The 15,128-nt window shown below is 63.4% G+C and carries 10 protein-coding genes; 4 read left to right on the top strand and 6 right to left on the bottom strand.

The features are described from left to right. Positions 1–42 precede the first annotated feature (42 nt). From QRN46_RS24915 to QRN46_RS24905, 3 genes are all read left to right on the top strand, one after another. Complete coding sequence (locus QRN46_RS24915; RefSeq protein ID WP_221615933.1) at positions 43–1,038, top strand: GlxA family transcriptional regulator; 996 nt, start codon at positions 43–45, stop codon at positions 1,036–1,038. A 177-nt stretch (positions 1,039–1,215) separates the two neighbouring features. Continuing rightward, positions 1,216–2,322 (top strand): DUF3182 family protein, encoded by a 1,107-nt coding sequence (locus tag QRN46_RS24910; RefSeq protein WP_285357937.1) that lies wholly within the window; start codon positions 1,216–1,218, stop codon positions 2,320–2,322. After that, positions 2,312–3,070 carry an alpha/beta hydrolase family protein gene (locus tag QRN46_RS24905; protein WP_007955615.1) on the top strand — a complete coding sequence of 253 codons (759 nt, stop codon included), beginning with the start codon at positions 2,312–2,314 and terminating at the stop codon, positions 3,068–3,070. The genes QRN46_RS24910 and QRN46_RS24905 overlap by 11 nt, the downstream gene beginning before the upstream one ends. Here the strand turns inward: QRN46_RS24905 and QRN46_RS24900 are convergent. From QRN46_RS24900 to QRN46_RS24880, 5 genes are all read right to left on the bottom strand, one after another. Then, positions 3,058–4,059 (bottom strand): lysylphosphatidylglycerol synthase domain-containing protein, encoded by a 1,002-nt coding sequence (locus tag QRN46_RS24900; protein WP_285357936.1) that lies wholly within the window; start codon positions 4,057–4,059, stop codon positions 3,058–3,060. The genes QRN46_RS24905 and QRN46_RS24900 overlap by 13 nt on opposite strands. After that, the gene (gene clsB / locus QRN46_RS24895) at positions 4,056–5,342 is read right to left on the bottom strand and encodes a cardiolipin synthase ClsB (RefSeq protein ID WP_285357933.1); all 1,287 of its coding nucleotides are present in this window, start codon (positions 5,340–5,342) and stop codon (positions 4,056–4,058) included. Before clsB ends, QRN46_RS24900 begins: the two co-directional genes overlap by 4 nt. After that, a complete protein-coding gene (locus QRN46_RS24890; protein ID WP_285357930.1) occupies positions 5,339–6,136 on the bottom strand; it encodes an endonuclease/exonuclease/phosphatase family protein in 798 nt (265 codons plus the stop codon). Before QRN46_RS24890 ends, clsB begins: the two co-directional genes overlap by 4 nt. Next, positions 6,133–7,059, bottom strand: a complete 927-nt coding sequence (locus QRN46_RS24885; RefSeq protein ID WP_011336153.1) for a DUF72 domain-containing protein — start codon at positions 7,057–7,059, stop codon at positions 6,133–6,135. Before QRN46_RS24885 ends, QRN46_RS24890 begins: the two co-directional genes overlap by 4 nt. A 101-nt stretch (positions 7,060–7,160) precedes the next feature. Continuing rightward, positions 7,161–8,372: an MFS transporter gene (locus QRN46_RS24880; protein ID WP_011336152.1), complete on the bottom strand. Its 1,212-nt coding sequence runs from the start codon at positions 8,370–8,372 to the stop codon at positions 7,161–7,163. A gap of 190 nt (positions 8,373–8,562) precedes the next feature. On the opposite strand from QRN46_RS24880, the gene QRN46_RS24875 reads away from it, so the two are divergent. After that, entirely contained in the window at positions 8,563–10,668 is a 2,106-nt protein-coding gene (locus QRN46_RS24875; protein WP_285357926.1) for a mechanosensitive ion channel family protein, read from the top strand. On the opposite strand, the gene QRN46_RS24870 is transcribed toward QRN46_RS24875, so the two are convergent. Continuing rightward, on the bottom strand, positions 10,662–14,957 hold the full coding sequence (locus QRN46_RS24870; RefSeq protein ID WP_285357923.1) for a DEAD/DEAH box helicase: 4,296 nt from the start codon (positions 14,955–14,957) through the stop codon (positions 10,662–10,664). The two genes, QRN46_RS24875 and QRN46_RS24870, sit on opposite strands and share 7 nt — an antisense overlap. Positions 14,958–15,128: the final 171 nt, after the last annotated feature.

Below are 15,128 nucleotides of genomic sequence, written 5' to 3'. Positions count from 1 at the left end.
CGAGGATTGGCCGCACCGACAATACACAGGGGAAAACTGACAATGGGTGCAGAAAGGACCGTCGCGGAACTGGGCGTGCTGATGTATCCCGGCGCGCAAATGGCGGCGGTGCATGGCCTGACCGACCTGTTCGGGGTCGCCAACCGGATCGCCGCCGAACACCAGGCCACGCAATTGCCGCTGCTACGGATCAGCCACTGGCAGGTCGATGACGACCACCCGCCCGTGCGGGTTTACGACAGTCATCCCGGAGCCGACAACGGTTTGCTGGCGGTGTTGATCCCGCCGTCCATTGCCGGTTTTTCCGCGGCACAGATGCCGGCCGGACTGCTGCCCTGGCTGCGTGAACAACATGCGCGTGGCGCGACGCTTGGCGGGGTGTGTGTCGGCTCGTGGCTGCTGGCGGAGAGCGGGTTGCTCGACGGTCGCAGCGCTACCACGCACTGGACCTCGGCCAAGGCTTTCGCCGAGTATTACCCGAAGATCAGGCTCAAGGCCGACACGCCGATTGTCGACGACGGTGACCTGATTACCACGGCGGGGCTGATGGCCTGGTCAGAGCTTGGTTTGCGACTGGTGGACCGATTGCTCGGACCGAGCATCGCCAGCAGCACCGCGCGGTTTCTGGTGGTGGAACACAGCGACAGCGCGAGTGCCTGCGGCAGCAATTTCGCCCCGATCCTCAATCACGGCGACACGGCGATTCTCAAGGTTCAGCACTGGCTGCAAGGCAACGGCGCGACCGATGTCTCGCTGACGGCGATGGCCGAACGTGCGGGCCTCGAAGAACGCACATTCCTGCGCCGTTTCCGCGCGGCGACCGGCCTCAAACCCACCGAATACTGCCAGCACCTGCGGGTCGGCAAGGCACGGGAGATGCTGGAGTTCACCAATGGCACCATCGACCACATCGCGTGGACGGTGGGTTATCAGGATCCGGGAGCCTTTCGCGCAACGTTCAAGAAAATCACCGGGCTGGCGCCGAGTGAATACCGCACGCGATTCGGCGTGAGTCCGCCGGCGGCCGTGGCGAAGTAAAACCCATCCGTCGTGCAGAATACCGGAGTCATCGAGCCGGTCGTGCAGATTGAAACAGGCGCGGTGCCAGCACGGTTTTTCAAGTGGCTGATTTTCAGCGTGTTTCACGCCAGCGCCGGTTGGCCTGATCTCTGCACCCTCTGACCTACATTCACCCAGCCATTGGAAGGGGGACGCATGACCCCGACATCCCGTAGGAAAGTGGTCGTCGCCCATTCGGTTCGGCCCGGCGCACCACGACATGAAGTGCAGACCAACAAGGCCCTCGCGCGATGGCTGGCGCAGATCCTCGGCCTCAAGTTCGGCGGCAGTTACGACGCCGAAAAGCATCGCGGCCGGGATATTTATCTGCTGCCGACCCAGACCCTCGTCGGCGCGGCGGCCCGCGAACTGGGGGTGAGCGGCCCGGACGATTTGTGGGGCGGTTTCGTCGAGCACGATTTCATCTGCACCAAAGCCATCAGCCACGGTTTGCGCAGCCATCAGGCCCATGCGCCGCAAGGCTGGTCGCCATTGTTCTCCGAGCGGGTGCGCACCGTGGTGCTGGACGGGCTGAGTGTTTTTGCGCTGGAGGATGCACGGCCCGCCGCCGAACATCTGTTGTACAGCGGGCCGATCCGGATCAAGCCGATTCACGCCTGTGCCGGGCGGGGGCAGGAAGTGATCAAGAGCCTCGATTCGTTCGACGAAATCCTCGCCCGACCCGAGGCTAGAGAATTGTTCAGCGATGGCGTGGTGCTGGAGCAGGATTTGAGTCAGGTAGTTACCCACAGCGTCGGCCAGTCGTTCATCGGCGGCAGGGTGCTGAGTTACTGCGGTGATCAATACTTGACCAAGGACGCCCACGGCGAAGAGGTGTACGGCGGCTCGAACCTGCTGGTGGTGCAGGGCGGTTACGAGGATCTGCTGGCGCTGGATCTGCCCGACGACGTGCGTCTGGCGATCCAGCAGGCGCAGGTGTTCGACCGGGCGGCGGACGAGGCCTATCCGCGTTTCTACGCCTCGCGGCGCAATTACGACATCGCCCAGGGCCTGGACAGCGAAGGCCGGCCGCGCAGTGGCGTGCTCGAACAGTCCTGGCGCATGGGCGGCGCCAGCAGCGCGGAAGTGGCGGCGCTGCAAAGTTTCGTCAACGATCCTTCGATGCGCGCGATCCGCGTGTCGTCGGTGGAAACCTATACCGATCAGGCCCTGCCGGCGGATGCCATCGAGGTGTATCGCGGGCCGGCCGAGAACAGCGACTTTCTCCTCAAATACGTAACGGTCAAATCCTATGACGGCTAGAAGCGAAAGCATTCAAATCGACATTGATGATGAACAGATGAGCGGGACGTTTCTCAGTCCCAAATCGAAAGTCCCCGGCGTGTTGTTCGTGCACGGCTGGGGCGGCAGTCAGGAGCGCGATCTGGAACGGGCCAAAGGCATCGCCGGCCTGGGTTGTGTGTGCCTGACGTTCGACCTGCGCGGGCACACCGGCGGCACCGGCATTCCGCTGAGCCGGGTCACCCGCGAAGACAACCTGCGTGACTTGCTGGCGGCCTACGATCGGCTGCTCGCCCATCCGGCACTGGACACTTCGGCCATTGCGGTGGTGGGCACCAGCTATGGCGGTTACCTCGCTTCGATTCTGACCTCGCTGCGCCCGGTGCGCTGGCTGGCGCTGCGGGTGCCGGCGCTGTACCGCGACGAGCAATGGCACACGCCCAAGCGCGATCTGGACAAGGCCGACCTGCGCGATTATCGCGGCACCCTGGTGCGCGCCGACAGCAACCGCGCCTTGCACGCCTGCTCGCAATTCACTGGCGACGTGCTGCTGGTGCAGTCGGAAACCGATGACTACGTGCCCCATGCGACGATCATGAGTTACCGCGCCGCATGCCAGCAGACCCATTCGCTGACCCACCGCATCATCGACGGCGCCGACCATGCCCTGAGCGATCCGACCTCGCAGCAGGCCTACACCTCGATCCTGGTCGACTGGATCACCGAGATGGTGGTGGGTGAGCGGTTGAGCATCATTCAGTCGCGCTGATCAGATTTGGGTTTCTTCTCGATCCGCAACGCCTTGGCCTTGGCTTCAACCACCAGGTACATCAGCACTGTGATCAGCAGCGGCAGCAGGAAATAGATTGCCCGATAGGCCAGCAATCCTGCCACCAGACTGCCGCGCGAAGCCTCGTGTTGCAGCAGCGCCACGAACACCGCTTCCAGCACGCCGAGCCCGGCGGGAATGTGGGTGATGACCCCGGCAATCGCGCTGATCAACAGCACTCCGAGCACCAGCGGATAGTCGAGTTTGCTCGGCAGCAAGGTGAAAATCACGGCTGCCATGAGCGACCAGTTCAATGCCCCGAGCAGCAATTGCAGGACCGCCATGCGCAGCGACGGCAGGTTGATTTCCACCCCGCGAATCGACCACTCGCGCCGCCGGGAAAACTGGCAGGCGACCAGATAGCCGACAGTGACCAACAGCAGCAACACGCCAATGCCCTGTAACGCACCGCTGCTGATTTTCCAGCCCGGTGGCATCCGCACCAGCCCGCTGGCGAACACCACGCCGGCGATGGTCATGTAGCCGAACCAGTTGGTCGCCAGGCTCAGGCCGAGGATCTTGGCGATGTTGCTTTTGCTCACCCCGAGCCGCGAATACAGGCGATAACGCATGGCGATCCCGCCGACCCATGCGCTGAGGTTAAGATTGAACGCATAGCTGATGACGCCCACTGGCAGGATCTGTTTCCAGGTCAGGTCCTGACGAATATAGGTGCGGCCGATCAGGTCGAAACTGGCGTACACCAGAAAGCTCAGCAAGGTCAGGCTGGAAGCGATGATCAGCGTGCGCACCTTGAAGTCGGCAAGGGTCTGCAGCACTTCGGCCCATTCGATGCGGCTGGCGAACATCGTCAGCAATACGATCAGCGCAAGAAAAAACAGCAGGGTCAGCGGACGTTTCCAGCGGCTCCAGCGGGACTTGCCCGCCGGTGTCGGATGCACCGCCGCGTGGGCTTCGGAATGGCTCATGACGGATCGCTCCCGGCGGCATGGGTAAAGGGTTTGAGCCGTGGCTTGTGCGCCGGCAGCCAGCCGGCCATCGCCGGGAAATGCCGCAGGAAGTGAAACACCAGAAAGCCCACGGTCATGTGCCAGATCCGCCCGCGCGGCGACTTCGCGGCGTCCATCGCCTTGCAGTGGTTGTGGCTGAGGTCTTCGAGGCGTTCGAACAGGTGGCGATTGAAGGCGCGGTCGCGGATCAGCACGTTGGCTTCCAGGTTCAGCGACAGGCTCAGCGGATCAAGATTGCTTGAGCCGACGGTGCTCCATTCCTCGTCCACCAGCGCCACTTTACCGTGCAACGGCCGCTCGCAATATTCGTGAATCTGCACCCCGGCCTTGAGCAGGTAGTCGTAGGTCATGCGCGCGGCGAGCTTGGCCACCAGCATGTCCGGCTGCCCCTGCAGAATCAGCCGCACCTCGACCCCGCGCCGGGCAGCGTTACGGATTTCGCGCAGCAGGCGATAGCCGGGAAAGAAGTAGGCGTTGGCGATCACCACCCGCCGTTGGGCGCGGCGCAGTACCTGCAAATAGACATCTTCGATATCGGTGGGGTGGCGATCGTTGTCGCGGAACACCAGACGTACCTGACCGTCGTGATCGTCAAACGCCATCTCGGCGCGACGCTGCCGGCGCCGTTGCCACCAGAACCTTGCGCGTCCCGGACGGCCGCTTTGCAGCAGGGCGAAATGATGAATGTCGGTCACCGCCGGGCCCTGAATCTCCACCGAGTAATCCTGCTTCGCTTCAGGACCGAAATCGGCCAGGTGATCGCCGGAAAAATTGATCCCGCCGATGAACGCAACCAGCCCGTCGACCACCACAATCTTGCGATGCAAACGGCGGAACCAGTTGGTGCGAATCCCCAGATGCTTGGGGGCCGGATCGAAGATTTGTAAATGCACGCCGGCTTCACTCAGCGCGGCGAGATAGCCGGTGCTCAACTCGCCGCAACCGAAGCCGTCGAGGCTGACGGTGGTGCGCACGCCACGCCGGGCGGCATCAATCAGAATCTCCTGCAATTCCTTGCCGACCTTGTCTTCGAACACGATGAAGGTCTCCAGCAGGATTTCGCTTTTCGCCGCGCGCATCGCTTCGAACACCCGGGGGAAATACTCTTCGCCGTTTTCCAGCAGCTCGATCCGGTTGTTGCCCTGCCATCGATACTCGACATCGACGGTGCCGGGCTCGCGCACGGGTGGGGTGATGCTGACCGGTTCTACGGCGGACTTCTCCAGCGGTGCACTGCTCATAGTTCAATCTCCACCGATAGCGGTGCATGGTCGGAAAGGTGTGACCAGGGACGGTTCGCCAGCACTTTGGGCTGACTGGCCTTGAGGTTGCGTACGTAGATCCGGTCCAGGCGCAGCAATGGCAGACGTGCGGGAAAACTGCGTGCCGACCGGCCGTGATGCGCCGCAAACACTTCACGCAGGCCACAGGGTTCAAGCAAGGCATCGGCGCGCTGGCGCCAGTCGTTGAAATCGCCGGCGACGATCACCGGCGCATCCTCGGGCAGTTCGGCCAGGCGCTTTTTCAGCAGAGCCAACTGAGCGTTGCGATGGCTTTCGCGCAGGCCCAGGTGGACGCAGATCGCATGCACTTCACGGTCGTCTCCCGGCAGGCGCAGCACACAGTGCAGCAGCCCCCGGTTTTCATGGCCGCTGATCGAAACGTCGAGGTTGTCATGGCGCACGATCTGGAATTTCGACAGCACTGCATTGCCATGATCGCCCTCCGGGTACACGGCGTTGCGCCCGTAGGCGAACTGCGGCCAGAGACTGTCGGCGAGAAATTCGTACTGCGGCATCGTCGGCCAATTGTTGTAGCGCTTGGGATGATGTTCGTGGGTGCCGTGGACTTCCTGAAGAAACACCACATCGGCGGACACGCTGCGCACCGCTTCGCGCAGTTCCGGCAGGATGAAACGCCGGTTCAGTGCGGTGAAACCCTTGTGGGTGTTGACCGTCAGCACGGTGAAACGGCGCACCGTGGTGATGACCGTGGACTGCTCGTCGGTGAAGCCGAGCGGCTCGGGAATGCTCATGCGAGTACTCCATCGGCGGGCAGTTCACCGGGCACGGTTTCGAGGTGTTTATCCAGATCGAAGCGCTGCAAAAGGCTGCGGGCATCGAAAGGCGCGCGAACCTTGATGTCGTTGTCGAAGTAGCAGAAAACCTCGCGGGATTTGCGGGCCCGAGGTTTCAGGCGCGGCGCGATCAAATGGGCATCGCGCGGTTGCCGGCCATGGTGCCAGGCATCGATCCGTTCGGCCCAGCGTTGCAGCGCTGCACGGGTGTAACCGCTGGCGTAGAGCTCTTCGGCACCGTGCAGGCGCAGGTAGACGAAATCGCTGGTCAGGTCTTCGCGGTACGGCCATTTCCCGGCGGTGTCGGCAATCACCAGCGCGGTGTTGTAGCGTTTGAGCAGGCGCACGAAGTCGGGGTCGATGAAACTGTCGTTGCGGATTTCCACGGCATGGCGCAGCGGTTTTTTGCCGTAGGCCTTCATGCTCGCATGGCCGTGCAGGTGTGAATCGTGCTGGCGGGCGAGGTCGGCGGCAGCCTGGGTGTCGTGGGGCAACTGGTCGAGAAAGGCTTCGAAACGTTCGGGGTCGAATGTGAAGTTGGGCGGGAACTGCCAGAGGATCGGGCCGAATTTTTCCTTCAATTCCAGCACCCCGGAGGCAAAGAAATTGGCCAGGGGTTTCTCGATATCGCGCAGGCGGCGGATGTGGGTGATGAAGCGGGGCGCCTTGATGCTGAACACGAAGTCATCCGGCGTTTCGGCGTACCACTGGGCGTAGCGTTCGGGCCGTTGCAGGGCGTAGAACGATCCGTTGATTTCGATGCTGTTGACCGCCCGTGAGGCGAACTGCAATTCGCGTTTCTGCGCCAGCCCCTTGGGGTAAAAGTCCCCGCGCCACGGGGCGTAACGCCAGCCTGAAATACCGATGTGAATCGTAGCCATGCCGCCTCCCGTCGAAAGTCCCCATACGGCCTCTGTCAGTGGATGACTGCGGGCGGTCGGGGAAAGTTTCGACGGGATTACGGACGGTCGGGCTGGCTTGATCAGTGCCCGGTGACGATCCGGGCCGAGCCTTCGGCGGGTTCGGCGTACACCGGGCCCAGGCGATCGAGGCGACCGCTCCAGGCGGTCAGGGCCAATGCCACCAGCACCACCAGACCGCCGATCCATGCGGTATGGATCAGGCCGATGTGCTCGACGATCAAACCGCCACCCCACGCGCCACCGGCAATACCGAGGTTGAACGCGGCAATGTTCAGCCCCGATGCGACGTCCACGGCGTGCGGTGTGTGGTGTTCAGCCTGACGCACCACATACACCTGCAAGCCCGGCACGTTGCCGAAGGCGACAGCGCCCCAGACCAGCACGGTGGCCAGTGCCAGCCACGGGTTGCCGGCGGTGAAAGTGAGTACGAACAGCACGGCGGCGAGCAGGGCGAAGATGATTTTCAGCGCACTGATCGGCCCGCGCTTGTCCGCCAGTTTGCCGCCCCAGAGGTTGCCGACTGCGACCGAAACGCCATACACCAGCAACACCAGGCTGACGGTGCCGGCGCTGAAACCGGAGATGTCCTGAAGGATCGGTGCCAGAAACGTGAAGGCGATGAACGAGCCGCCGTAACCGATGGCCGTCATGGCATAGACCAGCAACAGACGCGGTTGCTTGAGCACCTGCAATTGCTGCAACAGCGACGCCGGTTTGCTGTGGGCAATGTTGTTCGGCACATACAGCAGGCTGCCGATAAACGCGATCACGCCCAGTGCTGAAACGGCAAGGAAGGTTTCACGCCAGCCGAAATGCTGACCGATGAACGTGCCCAGCGGTACGCCGGTGACCAGCGCCACGGTCAGACCGGTGAACATGATCGCAATCGCACTGGCGGCTTTTTCCTTGGGCACCAGGCTGGTGGCGATGGTCGAGCCGATGGAGAAGAACACGCCATGGGCCAGACCCGTGACGATCCGCGCCACTACCAGCGATTCATAACTTGGCGCCAGCCAGGCCAGCAGGTTACCGAGGGTGAACAGCACCATCAGCGACAGCAGCAACAGTTTGCGCGGGACTTTACCGGTGAGGGCGGTCAGCACCGGCGCACCGATGGCTACGCCGAGGGCATACAGACTGACCAGCAGACCGGCGGACGGCAGGCTGACGCCGAGATCGGCGCCGATGGTGGGAAGCAGGCCAACGATGACGAACTCGGTCGTCCCGATGGCGAAGGCGCTGAGGGTCAGCGCGAGCAGGGCAATGGGCATCACGGCACTCCGGTGGGGGATTGAATGGAGCGCAGTGTCGGGGTTTGGTGGGGGTGGAAAAATACAGGGGTGGGCATTTGATATTTGATCTGGGCGCAAAGATCAAAGAGCGGCTCTCAAGGCGTTCTTGAACTTTGCCAAGCCAAAACCGATCAGTTCCTTACAGGTTCAACCAAGGGAGCTCTGCGTTTTGACCAGGTTCAGGATCGCGATTCTATTGGGGGCATTGCTGTTGTTCGGTGGCAATGCAGTGCAAGCCGCCAGCCTGCCGGGTGTTCCGGCGGCCAGTGAAGAGCCGGCCAAACCGGAACCGATCGTGCAGGGCGGACTGCTCGGCGCCATCAGTTCCGGCATCGACGACGTGCAGGACAAACTCGATCTCAACGAGCATCTGGTCGACGCCTGGCGCCTGCGCGCCGACCGGGCGGCGGATGAGGTCGACAGGCTGGTCAATCAACCTTCGAACCGCTCGGGCTGGAGCGTGGCGGGGGATTTCCTGATGCTTTCAGGCGTGTGGCTGGGCACGTTTGCCGTGTTGACGGTGCTCGGCAGTGTGCTGGGCAAGCGTCTGCGGGAAGGGCGCTGGTTGCGCACACGTCAGCGCAGCCAGGATTTGCTCGGTTACCTGTTGCCCTACACGCTGCCCGCACTCATCTGTCTGCCGCTGACCCTGTACGTCAGCCATTTTCTGTCGGCCTCGGTCGGTCGGGCGCTGGCGCTGTGTTTTGCCTACGCCACCAGCAGCGGGATATTTTCCACGTCGATGCTGTTGTGCGTGGTGGTGATGTTCAACGTCGGCCACAAGCGCCGCGCCGTGCAGATCATCCGCGACTACTGCCCGAAACCGCTGTTCCTGATCGGCTTTCTCGCCGCGTTGAGTGACGCCCTGACCAGCCCGCAGATCGCCCGGCAACTGGGCGGCAACATCACCAGCAGCATTGCGGTGTTCACCGGTCTGCTGGCGTCGATCATCTTCGGCCTGCTGGTGATTCGCCTGCGTCGTCCGGTGGCGCACCTCATCCGTAATCGCCCGCTGGCCCAGCGCCTGAAGCAACCGTCGCTGCAGGAATCGCTGCGGATTTTTTCCGGGCTCTGGTATTGGCCGATCGTGCTGATGGTGCTGGTCTCGGCGGTGAATCTGATAGGCATCGGCGAGGACAACCAGAAAGCCCTGCGCTGCGCGTTGCTCACCACGGTGCTATTGATCGGCGCGGTTTTTCTCAGCACCGTGCTGCAGCACCTGTTCAAGTCGCGCAGGGCCGAGGCGATTCAGCGCAGCAGTGCCTACAAGGAACGTTTCCTCAGCCTGTTGCACGCCTTGCTGCGGATCGTCATTGCAATTGCATTCATCGATATTCTCGGGCGGATCTGGGGCGTGTCGCTGCTCGACTTTGCCCAGAGCAGCACGGTCGGGCGGGCGATCAGCAATGCGCTGAGTAGCATCGGCCTGATCATTCTCGTGACGTGGCTGCTGTGGGTGGTGCTCGACACGGCGATTCAGGAGGCGCTGAAACCGCCAGTCAGCAAACGCTCGGCGCGCCAGCCCAGCACTCGGGTGAAAACCATCCTGCCGCTGCTGCGCAACGCGATCAAAATCATCCTGGTGGTGATCTGTGCGATCACCACCATGGCCAATCTCGGGATCAACGTCGCACCGCTGCTGGCCGGTGCCGGGGTGGTCGGCCTGGCCATCGGTTTCGGCTCGCAGCAATTGGTGCAGGACGTGATTACCGGGTTGTTCATCATCATCGAAGACACCCTGTCGATCGGCGACTGGGTGGTGCTCGATTCCGGGCACGCCGGCACGGTCGAAGGCCTGACCATTCGCACCCTGCGCCTGCGCGACGGCAAGGGCTTCGTGCACTCGGTGCCGTTCGGCCAGATCAAGGCCGTGACCAATCAATCGCGGCAGTTTGCGTTCGCGTTTTTCTCGGTGCAGTTCTCCTACGACACCGATGTCGACAAGGCCATCGAACTGATCCGCGAGGCGGGGGATTCGATTCGCGAAGACCCGTTCCTCAAGTACAACCTGCAAGGGCCGCTGGATGTGTTCGGTGTGGACAAGATGGACCTGAACGGTGTGGTGCTGACCGCGCAGTTCCGCACGGTCTCGGGCGGGCAATACGCGGTGAGCCGCGCGTTCAACCAGCGTTTGAAAAAGCTTGTGGATAACAGCCCGTGGGTGCATTTCGCCCAGACTTATCCACAGCAGGTTTTGTTGCCCAAGCGCCAGGAAGAAGAGGCGCCGCCGGCGCATTCGTCGGTGGTGTTGCCGGAGCAGGTGCGCACTCAGTGACGGGTCAGCCTGTTGCGGATTTCGATCATGGCGGCGGAGTCCAGCTCCACCCAGAATTGCGGCTTGCCCGCGACCTCGGCAGCGACCGGCAACCCGTCGCGATACACCAGCCGATTGCTCGCCAGCGCCGGCACTTTCGCCCCCGGCAGCAAGGTCCCGGCGAGGTTCAGCGGATCGACGCCGCACACCGCAATCAGGCTGCCGTCATGGGGGCGCCGGCGGACTTCGCGCAGCAGCGGAATTGCCTCGGGCAGGGCGAATTGCTCGCCGGCCAGACCGCTGACAAACCGCCCGCCACGAATCTCGCCGCGCGCCTCCAGTCGATGGAACGTGCGCAGCAGTTCGCGCCAGCTCGGCAGCCAGTCGGCCTCACGTTCCAGCAGGCGCCAGAACACCACGCCATAGCGGCGCAACAAGGTCATGGCGATGTGTTCTAGGGTTTCGGGCGACGCCGTTTGACGGCTTTCCACCACCGGCCCGCGACGCAAAAGCGCCCAGCGCCCGGCGTCGTCCATCCCACCGACAAACGCCCCGCGCCCGCGTCGACTGCTGCGCTGCTGGCGCTTGCTCGCCGGGGTGATCAGCGCCCGCAATCCGGCAAAGCTGTCGGCATTCACCAGCCCGGCGCCGACCAGTTCCTGCAAGGCGATTTCCAGCTCGGTGCGCAGCAGGTGCGCTTCATGTATCAGCTCATCGAAAAACAGCGCGCCGTGCTGGTTCAGCGCGTCGAAAACCTTGCGGGTCTTGGGCGACAGTTCGCTGACCGGCGTCTGCTCGGCCAGTGCACTCCACAAGCCGACCTGACTGCGTGGCAGCAACACGATCGGTGTACTGCGCAACGCCGTGCCGCTGATGTTTTGCCGGGCGCTGAGGCGCGTCCACACCAGTTTGCCGCTGCGGCACAGATCGTCCAGCCAGCTCGGTGAATAGTCCTTGAGCCGCGCGGGAAGGAGGTCGCTGTCCCAGGCTGAAGCAGCGGCCGGGTAGCCCTCGAACTGAGCGACAATCGCCGGCAATACGGCGTTGCCCTGACCACGGGTGGACGGGGACACGTGCTGCCAGTCGAACAGAAACCGCATGAAATCCTGCAACGCCACCGGCTCGATTTCCCGGCGCAGACGCTTGACCGTGTAGCGGTGAATGCGCGCCAGCAGATGGCGTTCGCACCATTCCTCAACGGTCGATCCAGGCGTGAACTGGCCGCGTAGTACGTAACCTTCGCGCTCCAGATGAGCGAGGGCTTGATGAACAGAGGCCGGCATCAACGCCAGCGGAACGGCAATCGCCGCCAGCGGTAGCGGTCCGAATGCGCCGAGCCGCGCGCGGATCACTTCGATCAGTGCGTCATCGGCCGTCCATGCTTCGTCGAAACCGGGCAGCGCGGGCAGTGCCGACTGCGCCTGTGGATAAAGCGCTTGCAGACAGGTCAGGCGTTCTCTTGCCAGCCACAGTGAATGCTCGGGACCGATCTGCAATCGGCAGGCTCGCCCGGTATCGGCCAGGTCATTCAGCCAGTCGTGCCACTGCGGATTTGCCTCGACTTCGCGGTCGCTGATGCAGGCCAGGCTCATCAATGCTTCGTGCATTTCATCGGCGCTGTTCGGCGTCGGCCAGGCTTCTTCGCGCACGGCGTTGATCGCGTCGGCGTCCAGCGCGCCGAGGTCATCGGCGGATTGCGGATCACTCCAGCGGCGGTTGAGCACTGCCTGGGTGCGACGCTCTTCCAGCGGCGCATCGTCGAGAAAGGTGTAAGGGCGGGCACTGAGGATTTCCGCCGCCAACGGCGAGGGCGCCGGCAGGTCACGGGCGATCAGGCGCACTTCGCCGCGCTCCATGCGCCGCAGCAGTTCGAGCCAGCCTTCGCTGTCCATCGCTTCGTGCAGGCAATCGTCGAGGGTCTGTTCCACCAGCGGATGCTGGGGAATTTCCCGTTCACCGGCGAGGTTTTCCAGGCAGGCGATCTGATCGGGAAACACGCTGGCGATCAGGTCTTCGCTTTTCATCCGCTGCAATTGCGGCGCGACCTTGCGCCCGCCGGTAAACCGCGGCAGGGCCAGCGCCACCCCGGCATTCCAGCGCCAGCGCACGCCGAACAGCGGCGCATCCAGCACCGCTTGAATCAGAATGTGCTCGGCGCTGTTGCTGTGCAGGTAACGCCAGACTTCATCGAGTTCGAAACTGTGGCTGGTGGACAGCGACAGCACGATCGCGTCTTCGCTGGCGGCTGCCTGCAATTCGAAGTTGAAAGTGCGGCAGAAACGCTTGCGCAGGGCCAGGCCCCAGGCGCGGTTGATGCGGCTGCCGAACGGCGAATGGATGATCAGTTGGGTGCCGCCGGACTCGTCGAAAAAACGCTCCATCAGCAGCGTGTCCTTCGACGGCAGGGCGCCGAGGGCGAGGCGGGCGCGGGCCAGGTAATCCACCAGTTGTTCGGCGCTGGCCAGGTTCAGGCCGAGGGTGTCGGTCAGCCAGTCGAGGGCCGGTTGCAGGTTGCCGGGGCTGGCGCTGAGCAATTGATCGAGCTGCGCGTGCAGGCGCGCCACGGCCGCCGACAATTCGTCGCTGCGCCCCGGCGCCTCGCCGAGCCAGAACGGAATGGTCGGTGGCTGGCCTTGAGCGTCCTCGACCCGCACCTTGCCGGCCTCCACCCGCAGGATCCGATAAGAAGCGTTGCCGAGCTGGAACACATCGCCGGCGATGCTTTCCACGGCGAAGTCTTCGTTGACGCTGCCGATGTTCAGGCCCTGAGGTTCGAGCAAAACGCTGTAGTCGGCGTTGTCGGGGATAGTGCCGCCGCTGGTGACTGCCGTCAGCCTTGCACCGCGTCGTCCGCGCAGGGTTCGGCTGACGGCGTCGCGGTGCAGGTAGGCGCTGCGGATGCCCTGACGGCCGTTGTAGCCCTCGGCGAGCATGCCCAGCAGTGCCTGAAAGTGTTTTTCGTCGAGGCGGGCGTAGGGCTCGGCTCGGCGCAGCAGCGCGAGCAAATCGTCCTCGGCCCACTCCTGGCAACTGACCTCGGCGATGATCTGCTGCGCCAGCACATCCAGCGGCGCTTCGGGGATGTGCAGCGTATCGAGTTCACCCCGGCGCACGCAGTCGAGCAGCGCGGCGCATTCGATCAGGTCGTCGCGGGTGGTGGCGAACAGGCGCCCCTTGGGTGTGCCGCCGACCTGGTGCCCGGAGCGGCCGACCCGTTGCAGAAAACCGGCAATCGAGCGCGGTGAAGCGATCTGGCAGACGAGGTCGACTTCGCCGATGTCGATCCCCAGTTCCAGCGACGCGGTGGCGATCAGCACTTGCAACTCGCCGCGCTTGAGCCGCTGTTCCGCATCGAGTCGAAACTCTTTGGCCAGACTGCCGTGGTGCGCCGCCACCGCCTGTTTGCCGAGGCGTTCGCTCAGGTGTCGGCTCAAGCGTTCGGCCAGACGTCGGGTGTTGACGAAAATCAGCGTGGTGCGGTGTTCACGAGCCAGTGTGGCGAGGCGGTCATAAACCAGTTCCCAGACGTCATTGGCCATCACGGCCGACAATGGCACCGGCGGCACTTCGATGCCCAGATCCCGTGGGCGCGCGTGGCCGATATCGATGATTTCGCACGGGCGGTCATGGCCGACCAGAAACCGCGCGACCGCATCGATCGGTTTTTGCGTGGCCGACAGGCCGACGCGGGTCAGTGGTTCGGCGCACAGCGCCTGCAAGCGTTCGAGACTCAAGGCCAGGTGACTGCCGCGTTTGCCGGCGGCGATGGCGTGGATTTCATCGACGATCACCGTGCGCGTGGTACCGAGCATTTTGCGGCCGGACTCGGAGCCGAGCAGCACGTAGAGCGATTCCGGGGTGGTCACCAATATGTGCGGCGCGCTCTTGCGCATGGCGGCGCGGTCTTTCTGCGGGGTGTCGCCGGTGCGCACGGCGGTGGTGATTTCCAGCGCTGGCAGGTCCATTTGGCGTAACTGGTCGGTAATCCCGGCCAGAGGGTTCTGCAGATTGATGCGGATGTCGTTGGACAGCGCTTTGAGCGGAGAAATGTAGACCACCAGCGTCTCGTCCGGCAGACCGTCCGGGGTTTCCAGGCCACGGTGGACCAGATCGTCGAGCACCGCGAGGAACGCGGTGAGGGTCTTGCCGGAACCGGTGGGCGCGGCGATCAGCGTCGAGCGGCGCTGGCGGATCAATGGCCATGCGCGGGCCTGGGCGGCCGTCACCGTCGGGAAGGTGCTGCTGAACCAGGCGCTGACGGCGGGGTGGAAGCCTGCCAGGGCCGCGTCCTTGGGGAGGGGCAGATTCATGGCTTCAGTTATGCGGGCGGGCGGACGAAGTTGCAAGTACCGCTCGGGATCTACACTTTACGGGTGACGGTTGCGCACTAAACCCGCAAAATGCAACGATTCCGGCAATTATCGACGACGCTGCAACGAGCATCGTCGCCAAAGCCATCGTTCCAATCAGACTGGGCCTGC

The sequence above is a fragment of the Pseudomonas sp. lyk4-R2A-10 genome (assembly GCF_030209075.1).
Classification (GTDB): Bacteria; Pseudomonadota; Gammaproteobacteria; order Pseudomonadales; family Pseudomonadaceae; genus Aquipseudomonas; species Aquipseudomonas glycinae.
Note: the sequence above shows the minus strand (reverse complement) of the source record. Positions and strands in the feature narration are given on the sequence as shown.